At 61.6% G+C, this 15,254-nt stretch carries 12 protein-coding genes; 3 read left to right on the top strand and 9 right to left on the bottom strand.

Annotated elements, in window-relative coordinates:
* Nucleotides 1-47: 47 nt before the first annotated feature.
* The gene (locus tag RE432_RS07575) at nucleotides 48-1,583 is read right to left on the bottom strand and encodes a 3-hydroxyacyl-CoA dehydrogenase (protein ID WP_310932691.1); all 1,536 of its coding nucleotides are present in this window, start codon (nucleotides 1,581-1,583) and stop codon (nucleotides 48-50) included.
* A 263-nt stretch (nucleotides 1,584-1,846) separates the two neighbouring features.
* Here RE432_RS07575 and RE432_RS07570 point away from each other — a divergent pair, with 263 nt between their 5' ends.
* The 3 genes from RE432_RS07570 (at nucleotide 1,847) to RE432_RS07560 (ending at nucleotide 3,939) form a co-directional block, all read left to right on the top strand.
* Nucleotides 1,847-2,827 carry a nitronate monooxygenase family protein gene (locus RE432_RS07570; protein WP_310932690.1) on the top strand — a complete coding sequence of 327 codons (981 nt, stop codon included), beginning with the start codon at nucleotides 1,847-1,849 and terminating at the stop codon, nucleotides 2,825-2,827.
* Nucleotides 2,818-3,564, top strand: coding sequence for an enoyl-CoA hydratase-related protein (locus tag RE432_RS07565; RefSeq protein WP_310933058.1), 747 nt, complete (start codon nucleotides 2,818-2,820; stop codon nucleotides 3,562-3,564). The genes RE432_RS07570 and RE432_RS07565 overlap by 10 nt, the downstream gene beginning before the upstream one ends.
* Before the next feature lie 141 nt (nucleotides 3,565-3,705).
* Complete coding sequence (locus RE432_RS07560) at nucleotides 3,706-3,939, top strand: hypothetical protein (protein ID WP_310932689.1); 234 nt, start codon at nucleotides 3,706-3,708, stop codon at nucleotides 3,937-3,939.
* Nucleotides 3,940-4,070: 131 nt separating this feature from the next.
* On the opposite strand, the gene RE432_RS07555 is transcribed toward RE432_RS07560, so the two are convergent.
* The 8 genes from RE432_RS07555 to atpA form a co-directional block, all read right to left on the bottom strand.
* On the bottom strand, nucleotides 4,071-6,185 hold the full coding sequence (locus tag RE432_RS07555; RefSeq protein ID WP_310933057.1) for a UvrD-helicase domain-containing protein: 2,115 nt from the start codon (nucleotides 6,183-6,185) through the stop codon (nucleotides 4,071-4,073).
* A 49-nt stretch (nucleotides 6,186-6,234) separates the two neighbouring features.
* Nucleotides 6,235-8,346, bottom strand: coding sequence for a primosomal protein N' (locus tag RE432_RS07550; protein ID WP_310932688.1), 2,112 nt, complete (start codon nucleotides 8,344-8,346; stop codon nucleotides 6,235-6,237).
* Between the two features lie 314 nt (nucleotides 8,347-8,660).
* Complete coding sequence (gene hemE, locus RE432_RS07545) at nucleotides 8,661-9,737, bottom strand: uroporphyrinogen decarboxylase (protein ID WP_409079823.1); 1,077 nt, start codon at nucleotides 9,735-9,737, stop codon at nucleotides 8,661-8,663.
* Between the two features lie 22 nt (nucleotides 9,738-9,759).
* A complete protein-coding gene (locus RE432_RS07540) occupies nucleotides 9,760-10,611 on the bottom strand; it encodes a hypothetical protein (protein WP_310932686.1) in 852 nt (283 codons plus the stop codon).
* Between the two features lie 159 nt (nucleotides 10,612-10,770).
* Complete coding sequence (locus tag RE432_RS07535; protein WP_310932685.1) at nucleotides 10,771-11,196, bottom strand: F0F1 ATP synthase subunit epsilon; 426 nt, start codon at nucleotides 11,194-11,196, stop codon at nucleotides 10,771-10,773.
* Nucleotides 11,197-11,205: 9 nt separating this feature from the next.
* Nucleotides 11,206-12,627 carry a F0F1 ATP synthase subunit beta gene (gene atpD / locus RE432_RS07530; RefSeq protein ID WP_310932684.1) on the bottom strand — a complete coding sequence of 474 codons (1,422 nt, stop codon included), beginning with the start codon at nucleotides 12,625-12,627 and terminating at the stop codon, nucleotides 11,206-11,208.
* Nucleotides 12,628-12,675: 48 nt separating this feature from the next.
* On the bottom strand, nucleotides 12,676-13,587 hold the full coding sequence (gene atpG / locus RE432_RS07525; RefSeq protein ID WP_310932683.1) for a F0F1 ATP synthase subunit gamma: 912 nt from the start codon (nucleotides 13,585-13,587) through the stop codon (nucleotides 12,676-12,678).
* 99 nt (nucleotides 13,588-13,686) lie between these two features.
* A complete protein-coding gene (gene atpA / locus RE432_RS07520; RefSeq protein ID WP_310932682.1) occupies nucleotides 13,687-15,228 on the bottom strand; it encodes a F0F1 ATP synthase subunit alpha in 1,542 nt (513 codons plus the stop codon).
* Between the last annotated feature and the right edge of the window lie 26 nt (nucleotides 15,229-15,254).

Here is a 15,254-nt window from a genome sequence, read left to right as displayed (position 1 = left end):
GAACTGCGGCGGCTTTTTTGCCGCCCCCGCCGGACCGCCCCAGCGGCTTAACGCGCTACGCAAGCCGGCTCGTCGCGCAGCGACAGCCCCAGTTGCACCCTGCGCTGCAGCCACGGGCTGGGCCGGTAGCGCATGTCGCCGGTAACACGTTGCATTGTGCGCAATACTTCCAGGATATGCGCGGCGCCCAGGCTGTCGCCCATGGCAAGCGGCCCGCCTTGCGGGTAGCCCAGGCCCAGCGACACCGCTTGGTCGATGTCGGCAGGCGTCGCGATGGATTGCTGGGCAATATCGCTGGCGACATTGACAATGGACGCCACAATGCGCTGCGCCACGAAACCGGCGGAATCCGCGATCACGGATACGGGCGTAGCGTCGGAGGCAAACAGGGCATGGGCGGCATCGCGCCACTGCGGCAAGGTGGCCGCCGAACACATCAGCACACGCCGCTTACCCTGTTCCAATCCAAAAAAGGTATCCAGCCCGATCGTGCGCTCGCCATCCAGTTGGTGCGAGCCGACCACGCTAGCCACGTCCTCGCCATAAGGGGTGACCACAATCAGCGCATCGGCAGGCGGGGTTTCTGCCGCGATCACCTGTGCGCCCAGGTTTTTCAGCAAGGCCGCGGCGCGCCGGTGCCCGCTGGAATGGTAGGGGGCCAGCCACACCTTCAGCCCATCGGGCAGCGCCGGGGCTTCAGCTTCGGCAGGCAGTTGCTTCTGCCCATCGGCATAGCGATAAAAGCCTTCGCCGGTTTTACGGCCCAACAAACGTCCGGCCGAGCGCACGGCGGCGATGGGCGAAGGGCGAAAGCGCGGCTCATCGTAGAACTGCTGGTAGATCGACTCCATGACCGGGTGAGACACATCCAGGCCGGTCAGGTCCAGCAGCTCGAAGGGGCCCATCCGGAAGCCCGCCTGCTCGCGCATGATGGCGTCGATCTGGTCATAAGGCGCCACCGATTCCTGAGCGGTTTTCAAGCCTTCGATGTTCATGCCGCGCCCGGCATGATTCACGATGAACCCCGGCATGTCCTTGGCCCGCACCGGCGTATGCCCCATATCGCGCGCCAGCGCCATCAAGGCGTCGCCGGTCTGCGCATCGCTGCGCAAGCCGTCAATGACCTCGACCACTTTCATGAGCGGCACGGGATTGAAGAAGTGAAAGCCCGCCACGCGGGCGGGATTCGCGCAGGCCTGCGCAATGGCGGTAATGGACAGGGACGACGTATTGGACGCCAGTATGCAGTCAGGCGCCACAATATCTTCCAACTGCTTGAACAGCGCGCACTTGACGTCCAGGCGCTCGACCACCGCCTCGATCACCAGATCAGCCCGGCTCATGGCTTGCAGGTCGGCGCAGGCGGCAACGCGATCCAGCGACTCGGCGGCCTGCGCGGCGGTCATCTTGCCCTTGCCGGCCAGCTTGTCCCACATTTGCCGCAGGCTTTCACGGGCGGCATCCACAGCCTGGGCATTCAGGTCAAACAAAAGCACCTCGAAACCGGCTTGCGCCGCAATTTGTGCAATGCCGCGCCCCATGGCGCCCGCACCGATCACGCCTATGACCTTGATGCTTTTCATCTGACTCATCCTTATAGTGATATTGACTGGCGGCGTGCACCTACACGCTGCACGCTGTGAACTGCCTCGCGTTGCACGGCCCGCCAGCCAGGCGGGCACGGACCGCGGCAAAGACTGTTATTTTGCCCGATATCGGGGGTGCCCGCCCAAGACGCGCGGCCCCTGTCTCACCCCACGGCCGGTTTAGTCCTAGAATAAGCGGCAATGCCGCAGACGCATTGCCGTCCTGCAAGGTCCACTGAAGCAACATAGGAGGCGTCCAAATGCCACGTACCCTGGTCAACGCCCTGTACCAGCAGCTTAGCCTGCCGGTGATATCGGCGCCCATGTTCATTGTTTCCTGCCCCGAGCTGGTGATCGCCCAGTGCGCCAGCGGCATCGTCGGCTCGATGCCCGCCCTTAATGCACGCCCCCAAAGCCTGCTGACAGAATGGCTGACACAGATTGAGCAGGCGCTGGCCGACCTCAAGCAGCGGGAACCCGACCGGGTGATCGCCCCTTACGCCATCAACCACATCATCCATCAGTCCAACGACCGCCTGCAGGAAGACCTGGCCGTATGCGCCGACCATAAAGTGCCCCTGATCATCACCAGCCTGCGCGCGCCCAACCACGTGGTCGATACCGTCCACGGCTGGGGCGGCAAGGTATTCCACGATGTGACGACCTTGCGGCACGCGCAGAAAGCGCTGGAAGCCGGCGTGGACGGCTTGATACTGGTGTGCTCGGGCGCGGGCGGCCATGCCGGCACCCTCAGCCCCTTCGCCCTGCTGGCAGAGGTACGCAAGATCTTTGACGGCCCGATTGCCCTGTCCGGCGCCATTTCCCGCGGGCACGACGTGTTGGCGGCGCGCGCCATGGGCGCGGATTTTGCCTATATCGGCACCCGCTTCATTGCCAGCGACGAAGCACAGGCCCAGGACGCCTACAAGCAAATGCTGGTCGATGCCCAGGCCAACGATGTGCTTTATACGCCTTTCTTCACCGGCATCCCGGGCAATTACTTGAAGCCCAGCATTACCGCCGCCGGCCTGGATCCCGACAACCTGCCCAAGGCCGACCCCGATGCCGCCAACTTCGGCACCACCCGCAGCAAGCCCTGGCGCGATATCTGGGGCGCCGGCCAGGGGGTGGGCAGCATAGACAGCGTGCTGCCGGTGGCCCAGATTGTGGACCGGCTCAAGCAGGAATATCAACGGGCCTGCCACGGGCTCAATGATGGCTTCAAAGAGGCCTGCGCATGATAGAAACCGAGAAACGGGGCGCTTGCCTGATACTGCGCATCAATCGTCCCGAACGCCGCAATGCGCTGAACAATGCCATGTATGGCGAGCTGGAACAGGCGCTGCAGGCCGCACAGGCCGATCCCGCCTGCAGCGCCGTCATCCTGACCGGCACGCAAGGCCATTTCACGGCTGGCAACGACTTGGCTGAATTCCAGGCCGGGCGCAGCAGCCCCGAAAGCCCCGCCTTGTCTTTCCTGCGCACCCTGGCCAAGGTCGACGTGCCTGTCATCGCCGCCGTCCAGGGGCAGGCTGTGGGGGTCGGCGTGACCTTGCTGCAACACTGCGATTTCGTCTATGCCGATGACACTGCGCGTTTCAGCATGCCTTTTCTGGCGCTCGGGCTTTGCCCGGAAGGCGGGTCCAGCCTGCTGATGGCGCGTCTGGCAGGCACGCGCCGGGCCGCCGAATGGCTATTGCTGGGTAAACCGTTCTCGGCCCGCGAAGCCGCCGATTGCGGTTTTATTACCGCCGTATCCGGCCCCGGCAAGGCCATGGAAGACGCGCAGGCGGCCGCCGCTGCGCTGGCGCGACAGCCCGTGCAAGCCCTCAGGGCCTCCAAGCGCCTGCTGCGGCAAGCCGATCAGACAGCCCTGACGCGGACTTTCGACATGGAAAGAGACCTGTTCACCGAACGCCTGCGGTCGGACGAGGCCCAAGCGGCGTTCAAGCAATTCTTTGCGCGCAAGCAGAAATGATGCAAATAAACGACGATTCCGGCCCAACTCAGGATTACTAGGGTTTACCCCTAGCTTTATCCTAGGGTAAACCCTATAATTACTTCTGTCAGCACACAACATTTTGTTCTGTCAGACACATCCTGAATAGGTGAGGTAATTATGTCGGATCTTTCTTTCAACCAATACAGCCGCCTGAGTGACTCTCTTGAGCGTGACTTGATGCGTAATGCATTGAGCAATGGTGAGTCAGTTTCGATTGTTACCCTGACCCAGAAAGCACTGGCGTCCATCAAGAAGGGTTTTGTGGCAGTCTATGACTACATCATCGATGTCACAGAAGCCCTGAATGACGCTCGCGCCAAAGATGCCCGTTATTCTGGCACGCAGTGGTAACAAGCACGCGTCAAGCTTGCATCTGAACAGCGCTGATTAAGCGCTAAAGGCCGAAAGCCTGCCATTCATGGGCAGGCTTTTTGTTTTGTGGGCGATGCGCCTGAAGCGCGATGGCCGGCAGCGCGCCGGCCCTATTTGTTCAGCATGGCCTTGAGCATGCCCAGGCGATCCTTGGGACTTAGCGCCTTGGTGGCCGGGTCCTCGGCCACGCCCGGCTCATCCAGCCCCATTTCCTCGATAAAGCGCGATTTTTCGCGCACGACATCTTCACGTGCGCGGCGCCGCTTCTTGCACCAGGTCAAGTGCAGGCTGCGCTGAGCCCGCGTGATCCCCACATACATCAGGCGGCGCTCTTCCTGGATGCGCTGCGCCAGCGCCTCGGCGGCCGTGGCCGGGTCGGCATCGTCTTCGTCGCGCCCCAAGTGGGGCAACAAGCCCTCTTCCACGCCCGCCAGGAAAACATGCGGATACTCAAGCCCCTTGGATGCATGCAGGGTGGATAACTTGACCGCATCGGGCTCGTCGTCGTCGCTGCGCTCCAGCATGGTGACCAGCGCCACATGCTGCACCAGTTCCAGCAAGGTCAAGTCATCTTCCGTAGCCTTGCGCTTGAGCCAGCCCGTCAGCTCCAGGACATTGTGCCACCGGTTCTGCGCCGGTTTTTCTTCCAGCGTGTCATACAGAAAGCGCTCGTACTGAATGGCGGCCAGCAAGTCGTCCAGAATCAGGCCGGCCGAGTCCGCAACCGCCCCGTCCACGCCCGACACCCTGCCCATGTCCGCCGCATCGCCCTGGGCTGCAGCGCCCGACAACAAGCTGGCCTGGGCCGGCTGCCACACCGCAGCCGGCCGCTTGCGGCCCGCCCGGTCCTGAATGCGTTGGATGAATGCGCCGAACACCTGCAGCGGCTCCAACTGCTTGGCGGCCAGCCTGTCGGTGGCGCCAATCTCGAAAATCGCCTCGAACAACGACAGTTGCCGCTCGGCGGCGAACTGTCCCAGCACTTGCAAGGTCGCCTGGCCGATACCGCGGCGCGGCGTGGTGACCGCCCGGATAAAAGCCGGATCGTCACTATCGTTGGCAATCAGGCGCAGGTACGCCAGAATGTCGCGTATTTCGGGTTTCTCGAAAAAGCTCTGCCCGCCGGAAATCGTGTAAGGAATCCGCAGATTGCGCAGCGCCTGCTCTAACGTGCGGGCCTGATGATTACTGCGGTACAGCACCGCAAAATCACGCCACTCGGCCTGCCGCTCGAAGCGCGCGGCCGACAGCCGGATCGCAATCGACTCGGCCTCGGCCTCTTCGTTGTCCATGGGCGTGACCTGTATGGGTTCCCCCACACCCAGCTCGGACCACAGCTTTTTCCCGAACAAGTTCGGATTCTTGCTGATCACCTGGTTGGCCGCCGATAATATTCTTTGCACCGAACGGTAGTTCTGTTCCAGCTTGATGACCTTCAGCGCCGGGTAATCCGTCGTCAGGTTCGCCAGGTTTTCCACTGTTGCGCCGCGCCAGGCATAAATCGCCTGGTCATCATCGCCCACGGCGGTAAACATGGCCCGCTGCCCCGTCAGCCATTGCACCAGCCGGTACTGGCACACATTGGTATCCTGGTACTCGTCCACCAGCAAATAATGCACGCGCGCCTGCCAGCGCTGCCTGACCTGGGCATTGTGCTCCAGCAGCATGGCGGGCAGCCGGATCAGATCATCAAAATCCACCGCTTGGTACGCGGCCAGCGTAGCGCTATAACTGCGGTAGATTCTTGCCGCTTCGGCCTCGCTGGCAGACGAGGCGCTGCGATCGGCCGCATCGGGGTCCATGAGCGCATTCTTCCACAAGGAAATATTTTGCTGGACCGCGCGCAGGCGCGCCTTGTCGGTGGTGGCCAGCAGTTCCTGAATGATCGCCAGCGCGTCATTCGAGTCCAGAATGGAAAACTGCGGCTTCAAGCCCGCGTGCGCCGCTTCCTCGCGCAGGAAACGCAGCCCCAGTGAATGGAATGTGCTGACCGTGAGCCCCTTGGCCAGCTTGCTGTCGACCAGCAGCTTGACCCGCTCGTTCATCTCGCGCGCGGCCTTGTTGGTGAAAGTCAGCGCCACCACTTGCCGGGCCGGGTAGCCGCATTCGCGCAGCAAATAGGCGATTTTCTGCGTGATCACGCGCGTCTTGCCGCTGCCTGCCCCCGCCAGCACCAGACAAGGGCCGTCCAGATACAGCACCGCCTGGCGCTGCATGGCATTCATGTCGGAAGCAACGGTATGACCGCGAGGCAGATTCAATGTGTTTACGTTCCTATATTTCCAGCGGGTCGACTTCAAGATTCCAGCGCACCCGGAACGCTTTGGCCACGTCAGCCAGCGCAGCCGACCAGGTCGTTAGAAACGCCTGCAGGGCCGGGCGGTTATCGCTTTCGACCAAAAGCTGCGCCCGCTCGATATTGGCCACCCGAACCACGCGCAGCGGTACCGGGTCATAGAGCGTCAAGGCGCTGGCGGTGGGGTAGTCCTGCGCATGCTGATCGGGCAGTTGACGCGCTTCGGCCAGGAAGCCCAGCGCTGTCGCCAGCTCGCGCGCCTCGGCGGTCAGCAGGGCCTGATAGGCATAAGGCGGCAGGCCCACCGCTTGCCGCTCGGCCAGTCCGTACTGCGCAAAGCCTTGATAATCATGACGCAGCAGCGCCTGATACACCGACTGCTCGGGATAATCGGTTTGAATGATGACTTCACCGCCCTTCACATGGCGGCCCGCCCGCCCCGCCACCTGCATCAGTTGGGCGAACAGGCGCTCGGGCGCCCTGAAATCCTGGGCGAACAACATGGCGTCGGCATTCAGCACACCGACCAGGCCCAGATTGGCAAAATCGTGCCCCTTGGCCACCATCTGGGTGCCCACCAACAGATCAACCTCGCCCGCATGTACTTTAGCGAACAGCGCCGCCGCGCTGCCTTTCAGGCGGGTGCTGTCGGCATCGATACGGGCGATACGCGCATCAGGGAACAGCTCGGCCAGATGCTCTTCGACGCGCTGTGTGCCCCGCCCCATGGGTTTCAGGTCCTGGTCGCCGCAGTCGGGGCAGGCGTGGGGCACGCGGGCCTGGAAGCCGCAGTGATGGCATTGCAGAATATTGCGCCGCCCGCCCGCCCGGTGCAGCACGGTATACGCCGTGCAACGCGGGCACTGGCTGACCCAGCCGCAGGATGTGCAATTCAGCACGGGAGCATAGCCGCGCCGGTTCAGGAAGATCAGCGACTGCTGTCCCGCTTCAAGCCGCTCGCCCAGCGCCTTGATCAGTTGCGGGGAAAAGCCTTGCTCTAGCGCCAGGCGGCGGGTATCGACCAGTTTGATGGCCGGCAGGGCGACCGCCTTGGCCCGCTGCGCCAGCGTATAGCGCAGGTAATGACCGGTTTCAGCGTGATTCCAGCTTTCCAGGGAAGGCGTGGCCGAGCCCAGGACGACCGGGATGTTCCGGTCCCGCGCCCGCCACACGGCCAAGTCGCGGGCGGAGTAGCGCAAACCGTCTTGCTGCTTGTACGAGGCATCGTGCTCTTCATCGACAATGATCAAGCCCAGATCGGGCAGCGGCGCAAAAATGGACAGCCTGGTCCCCAGCAGAACACGCGCCTCGCCGCGCTGCGCGCGCATCCAGGCCCGCAAACGCTCGCCGTCAGACAAGCCGCTATGCATCACAGCCAGGCTTTCACCCACCCCGACACCGGCCAGGCGGACTCGCAACGATTGCTCCAGTTGCGGCGTCAGATTGATTTCAGGCACCATGAGCAGCACCTGCCGCCCCTGTGCCAGCACGGCCTGCGCGGCATGCAGATAGACTTCGGTCTTGCCGCTGCCGGTAACGCCGTGCAAAAGTATGGTTTTATGCCCTTGCTGGCCGGCAATCGCCTGCGCCGCAGCGGTCTGCTCACTATTGAGCAAAGGCGGCGTATCGGCCTGGGCCGGCTTGCCGGCGGGCTTGGCCCGCTTGTCCATGCGCTTGACCGGCCCGCCCTCAGAACGCTTGCCTTGATAAGCAGACACCTTGCGCAGGCCGGCGGGCAAGGCCGGCAGCATCACTTCACCCAAGGGCCGCTGATAATATTGCGCGGCGAAGGACGCCAGGCGCAGCCAGTCGGCCGGCAGCGGGGGCGTATCGTCAAGGATTTCGTCCACCGGCTTGATCAACTTGGCGTCCACCGCCGGCGCGGCCGGCGTCGCCACTACGACCCCGACAAGCTTGCGGCGGCCGAACGGAACAATGACCCGGGTGCCGGGCGGAATGTGCGTTGCACTGCAATAGTCGAACAGACCATTCAATGGAACATCAAGGGCCACGCGTACCCAATGCACCGGCTCGGCAACAGAGGCCGCGCTGGCTTGTGCCGGGCTTGGGGTAGGGGTGGAAAGTGCCATCGATACTTCAAGTAAATTCTTGCTTAACGTCTTAAATGCCCGCCGTTATGGGATTTCAATATGGCACAAGGCGCCTGTGGATAACTTTGGGGAAAATCCGGACAACAACTTGGTAAAAGTCAACGGCCCGAATAGGATTATTTTTTTATTTCCTAATAAGAAAGCCATTTTTCTGTTGAATAACAAGCAGTTATAACTTCAATTGAAACTCAGGCACCGTTGTTGACGGTCATGTTGCACAGCACCGTAAACTGTGCACAACCCTTGATCAGCAGCAAGAGATTAAGGGTTTCACCTCTTGCCACCGGATCAATTTAGTGCTTGGCGCGGCTGTAGGCGTGAACCTCGTCGACCAGCGCAGTAACGGCTGCGGGCGGCGTGAAACGTGAAATCCCGTGCCCCAGATTGAAGACATGGCCACCCTGGCCGACGGTGCCGAAGTCATCGATGACTTTGCGGGCCTGGGCGCGTATGGCCGCTTCGCCGCCGAACAGCGCCATGGGGTCGAGGTTGCCCTGCAAGGCGACGCGGTCGCCAACGCGCTGGCGCACCTGCCCAAGGCTGGCCGTCCAGTCGAGTCCGACGGCATCACAGCCTGCGTCTGCGATCTGCTCTATCCATTGGGCGCCGCCTTTGGTGAACACGATGACGGGCACCCTGCGCCCCTCGTGCTCGCGCACCAGGCCCTGTACCACCTTGCGGGTATAAGCCAGGGAGAACTCCTGGAACAGGCCATCGGCCAACACACCGCCCCAGCTGTCGAAAATCATGACGGCCTGGGCCCCTGCCTGAATCTGCGCGTTCAGGTATTGCTGGGTGGCCTGCGCGTTGACCTCGAGGATGCGATGCAATAGGTCGGGACGGCTGTACAGCATGGTTTTGATCAGGCGATAGTCGCTGGACCCCTGCCCTTCGACCATATAGCAGCCTACCGTCCAGGGGCTGCCGGCAAAGCCGATCAGTGGGACTTTGCCGTCAAGCTCCTTGCGGATAAGCGACACGGCGTCGAACACATACTGCAGCCGGGCCATATCGGGCACGGTCAGCTTCTTGACGTCGTCTTCCGTGCGGACCGGATGGGCGAACTTGGGGCCTTCGCCCGCCAGAAAATCAAGCCCCAGGCCCATGGCATGGGGGATGGTGAGGATATCGGAAAACAGAATCGCCGCATCCAGATCGAAGCGCTGCAATGGCTGCAAGGTGACTTCGCAGGCATACTCGCGATTCTGGGCCAATTGCAGAAATGAGCCGGCCCGAGCGCGGGTTTCGTTGTATTCGGGCAGATAACGCCCCGCCTGGCGCATGAGCCAGATAGGGGTGTAGGGAACCGGCTCGCGCATGAGCGCACGCAGGAAGACATCATTTTTCAAAGTGGGAGCAGTCACGATCATCCTTATTCCAAGACTATTGATTTTACCCGGCTCTGGGGGGGTTGGGGGGAGGGTCGCGGCGAAACGGCGCCGCGTCGATATCATGCTTGCGCATCAGCGCCCAAAATGCGCGCCGATGTTTTTGCGCCGCGCGCGCAGCCATGGCAATATTGCCCGAATGGCGTCCGAGCGCCGCGGTGATATAGGCCCGTTCGAATCGCTCGATAACCTGGCTTTTTGCCAGCTTGAACGATTCCCTGCTGGTCGCGCATCGCGAAGCCGAAGCGACCGCAAAGGCTTCGAGTTCCATGCCGCTGCGATTCAGTATGGTGTCGCACAAAGCCTGCTCGGACTGGTTTGCCACCTGCCCCGCACGCGCACGGTAATCCGTCAGGGCCTCGCCCACCACGGTATGGCCCGGCGCCGCCTTGGCGGCATTATAGCGGCGCGTGTCCAACTGGCGCTCGACGCGGGCGCGAAGTTCTTCGGTGCACACCGGGTCGCGGATGAAATCGGCCAGGCCCAACGCGTACAAGTCGTCGATGGCCCCGGCGCGGAGCCCGTTGACCGAAGCCAGGATGGGTGTGCGCACAACACCCTGGGCGGCTGACAAGGCGGTGCGTACCCAGCCCAGGTTCTTGGGCGAAACCGGCATCAGGCAGGCGTCGAACCGCTGCAGCCGCATGGATGCCTTGGCCAGCACATGTACCGAGTCAGGGCTGGAGACATCGGCGTCGCTATCAAAGGCATGGACATGCAACCGCCCGCCGGCGTGAGCCCCCAGCCATGAACGGGCCCAGTCTTGGTGGCAGCGTGTACTGAGTATGGCGCAATCGAGCCGTTCCCTCATGTTTTTCCCCTTGATTGTCGTGGATGAATCTGGTGCTACAAGCATAGTAAGCACCTGATAAAGCAACAATCCGGAGAACTCTTAACTCGGAAAGTACCTACGCAAAAACAAACCCCGCGGCCAAAGGCAGCGGGGTTGTCGGTACACAGGCGGCGGATTGCGCGCCGGAGCGGGACACCGGCAGGCCGGCGCCCAGGATACGGCTTAGTGCGTGCGCCGGACCTGGCTGAGCTTGCGCGCCGCGGCCGCCTGAGCGGCCAGCATGGCAAGTTCGGCCTCGACGACGGCGATATCGGCCTTGTCGTGCGTGTTGCGCAAGGCTTCTTCGGCACGCTTGCGCGCTTCGATCGCCTTGGCTTCGTCAAGGTCTTCCGCGCGGATGGCCGTGTCGGAAAGCACCGTAACCGTGCCGGGCTGGATCTCGAGGATGCCGCCAGCAACGAAGATGCTGACCTCGGAGCCGTCGGTCAGAACGACTTTGACCGTACCGGGCCGGATACGCGAGATAAGAGGCGTGTGGCCGGGCAGTATGCCCAGCTCGCCGGACTCGCCGGGCAGCGTCACGAATTTCGCCTCGCCGGCGAAAATCGACTCTTCTGCACTGACGACGTCAACATGCAAGGTGGCCATGTGTATTCCTTATTGGAGCGTCTTGGCTTTTTCGAAAGCTTCGTCGATAGAGCCGACCATGTAGAAGGCTTGCTCGGGCAAGGCATCGCATTCGCCGTCGACAATCATCTTGAAGCCACGCAGGGTTTCTGCCAGCGGTACGTACTTGCCGGGAGAACCGGTAAACACTTCGGCCACATGGAAGGGCTGCGACAGGAAGCGCTGGATCTTGCGCGCGCGCGCAACAGCCTGCTTGTCTTCGGGAGACAGTTCGTCCATGCCCAGAATGGCGATAATGTCGCGCAGTTCTTTATAGCGTTGCAGGGTCTGCTGAACGCCACGGGCAACCGCGTAATGCTCTTCGCCCACGACTTGCGGGTCGAGCTGGCGGCTGGTGGAGTCGAGCGGGTCGACGGCGGGGTAGATACCCAGCGCTGCGATGTCCCGCGACAGCACCACGGTCGAGTCCAAGTGCTGGAAGGTGGTGGCGGGCGAAGGATCGGTCAAGTCATCGGCGGGCACGTAAACGGCCTGGATGGAGGTAATCGAACCGGTCTTGGTCGATGTAATGCGCTCTTGCAGCTTGCCCATTTCTTCGGCCAGCGTAGGCTGGTAGCCCACAGCCGAAGGCATACGGCCCAGCAGTGCCGATACCTCCGTCCCGGCCAGCGTGTAGCGGTAGATGTTGTCGACGAAGAACAGAATGTCGCGGCCTTCGTCGCGGAACTTCTCGGCCATGGTCAGGCCCGACAGCGCAACGCGCAGACGGTTGCCGGGAGGCTCGTTCATCTGACCGAACACCATCGCCACCTTGGACTCTTTCAGGTCGTCCATTTTGATGACGCCGGCTTCAGCCATTTCGTGGTAGAAGTCGTTACCTTCGCGGGTACGTTCACCCACGCCGGCAAACACCGACAAGCCGCTGTGCGCCTTGGCGATGTTGTTGATCAGTTCGAGCATGTTGACGGTCTTGCCCACGCCGGCGCCGCCGAACAGACCCACCTTGCCGCCTTTGGCGAACGGGCAGACCAGGTCGATCACCTTGATGCCGGTTTCGAGCAGCTCGACCGAGGGCGAGAGCTCGTCGAACTTGGGGGCGTCCTGGTGGATGGCGCGGACTTCATCGCTTTGAATCGGACCGCGTTCGTCGATGGGGCGACCCAGAACGTCCATAATGCGGCCCAGCGTGCCTTCACCGACAGGCACCGAGATGGGCGCGCCCGAATTGGCCACTTCCATGCCGCGGCGCAGGCCGTCCGACGAACCCATGGCAATGGTACGCACCACGCCGTCGCCCAATTGTTGCTGGACTTCAAAGATCAGGCCGGCTTCGGCAAATGCCGAGCTGGTGTCGACAAGCTTGAGCGCGTCGTAAATTTTTGGGATGCGGTCGCGGGGGAACTGAATATCCACCACGGCGCCGATGCACTGAACGATGGTACCGTTGCTCATGTTTAGTCCTTGCTAAATATCTTTGACGGGATGCCTGTCTGTTAAACCTTAAACAGCGGCAGCGCCCCCCACGATTTCTGAAATTTCTTTGGTAATGGCGGCTTGACGGGTTTTGTTGTAAACCAGTTCAAGATCGCCGATGACTTTCTTGGCGTTGTCGGATGCGGCCTTCATGGCCACCATGCGCGCCGATTGCTCGGAGGCCATGTTTTCTGCCACTGCCTGGTACACCAGGCCTTCTACGTAGCGCATCAGCAAATCGTCAATGACGGTTTTGGAATCAGGCTCGTAGATGTAGTCCCAGCCGTAAGTGGACTTGACGGCGTCCTGGTCGTCTTCGGCATTGCCGCTGTCGGACTGGAATGGATCGGCCAGGCCACTGGGCAAAGGCAACAGACGGATGAAGCTGGGGTCCTGCTTCATGGTGTTCACGAAGCGGTTCGTGGCTATGTAGATGGCATCGATCTTGCCGTCGACGAAGTCGTCGATCTGCACCTTGATGGCGCCGATCAGACGATCCAGGTTGGGCGTATCGCCAAGCTGCACTTCCTGGGACACCAGGTTGGCGCCAATGCGCGTCAGCGTACCCGCGCCCTTGTTGCCCAACGCAGTGGCCTGCACCTTGATGCCTTTCTGGTCGAACTCTTTGAGACGGGCCAGCACCAGACGCATGATGTTGGTGTTCAGACCGCCGCAAAGGCCCTTGTCGGTTGTGACGACCACAACGCCAACCGCCCGCACGTCGCTGCGTTCGATCATGTAAGGATGCGAGTAATCGGGATGCGCCTGCATCAAATGAGCGGCGATCTCGCGCACCTTGGTTGCATAGGGACGGCCCGCGCGCATCCGTTCCTGCGCCTTGCGCATTTTGGATGCCGCCACCATCTCCATGGCTTTGGTGATCTTGCGCGTGTTTTGCACGCTCTTGATCTTGGTTCGAATTTCCTTGATTCCGGCCATCGCTCTTTCCTGAAAGGGCGTTATGACAGAGCCCGGATGGGCTCTGCATTACGTATGGATACTGAAGCAATCACGCTTCATCACCCTAAACAGTCAAACTTAAAAAGCACCGTGCTTTTTGAACTCTTGTATGGCTGCGGCCAACTCGGCTTCGTCGTCCTTGGACAATTCTTTCTTGTCTTCGATACGCTGAATCAGACTTTCGTTCTTCGACTTCAAGTGATCCTTGAGCGCTTTTTCGAAAGGCAGAATCTGATCGACTTCCAGGTCGTCGAGGTAGCCGTTGTTGACCGAATACAGCGTTACGGACAGTTCCCAGACTTGCAGCGGCTGATACTGGGGCTGCTTGAGCAGCTCGACCACACGCTTGCCGCGCTCGAGCTGGCGACGGGTCGCGTCGTCCAGGTCGGAGGCAAACTGGGCAAAAGCGGCCAGTTCGCGGTACTGGGCCAAGTCGGTACGAATACCGCCGGACAGCTTCTTGACTACCTTGGTTTGCGCCGCGCCACCCACACGCGACACCGAGATACCGGCGTTGATGGCGGGACGTACCCCGGCATTGAACAAGTCGGTTTCAAGGAAGATCTGGCCGTCGGTAATGGAGATGACGTTGGTCGGAACGAAGGCCGAGACGTCGCCGGCTTGCGTTTCGATGATGGGCAGCGCCGTCAGTGAACCCGTCTTGCCCTTGACTTCGCCGTTGGTGAACTTTTCAACGTACTCGGGGTTGACGCGCGCGGCACGCTCGAGCAAGCGCGAGTGCAGGTAGAACACGTCGCCGGGGTAGGCTTCGCGGCCCGGCGGACGGCGCAACAGCAGCGAGACCTGGCGATAGGCCCAGGCTTGCTTGGTCAGATCGTCATAAATGATCAGGGCGTCTTCGCCACGGTCGCGGAAGTATTCGCCCATGGTGCAGCCCGAGTAGGCCGACAGGTACTGCATGGCGGCCGAGTCGGACGCCGCGGCGGCCACGATAATGGTGTATTCCAGCGCGCCGTGCTCTTCGAGCTTGCGGACGACGTTACTGATGGTGGAGGCTTTCTGCCCGATGGCGACGTACACGCAGGTAACGTTCTTGCCCTTCTGGCTGATGATCGTGTCGACGGCAACAGCCGTTTTACCGGTTTGGCGGTCGCCAATGATCAGCTCGCGCTGGCCACGGCCGATAGGCACCATGGAGTCGATGGCCTTGATGCCGGTTTGCAGCGGTTGCGACACCGACTGGCGGGCAATCACGCCGGGCGCGACTTTTTCGATGATGTCGGTGGCTTTGGCATTGATGGGGCCCTTGCCGTCGATGGGCATGCCCAGCGCGTCGACGACGCGTCCGCGCAGCTCGGGGCCGACCGGCACTTCAAGAATGCGGCCGGTGGTCTTGACCGGATCGCCTTCCGACACGCCGGTGTAGTCGCCCAGAATAACGGCGCCGACAGAGTCACGCTCGAGGTTGAGCGCGAGTCCGAACACGTTATTCGGAAATTCAAGCATTTCGCCTTGCATCACGTCGGACAAACCGTGGATGCGGGTAATACCGTCGGTCACGGAAACGACCGTGCCTTGCGTGCGAACGTCGGTCGACGCGCCCAAGCCTTCGATGCGGCTTTTGAGCAGTTCGCTGATCTCTGACGGGTTAAGTTGCATGTTCAGACTCCTGGAATCCTGTTATC

Origin of the sequence: Pusillimonas sp. SM2304 (assembly GCF_031628915.1) — a bacterium.
Classification (GTDB): Bacteria; Pseudomonadota; Gammaproteobacteria; order Burkholderiales; family Burkholderiaceae_B; genus Pusillimonas_C.
This window is presented reverse-complemented; position numbering and strand designations above follow the sequence as displayed.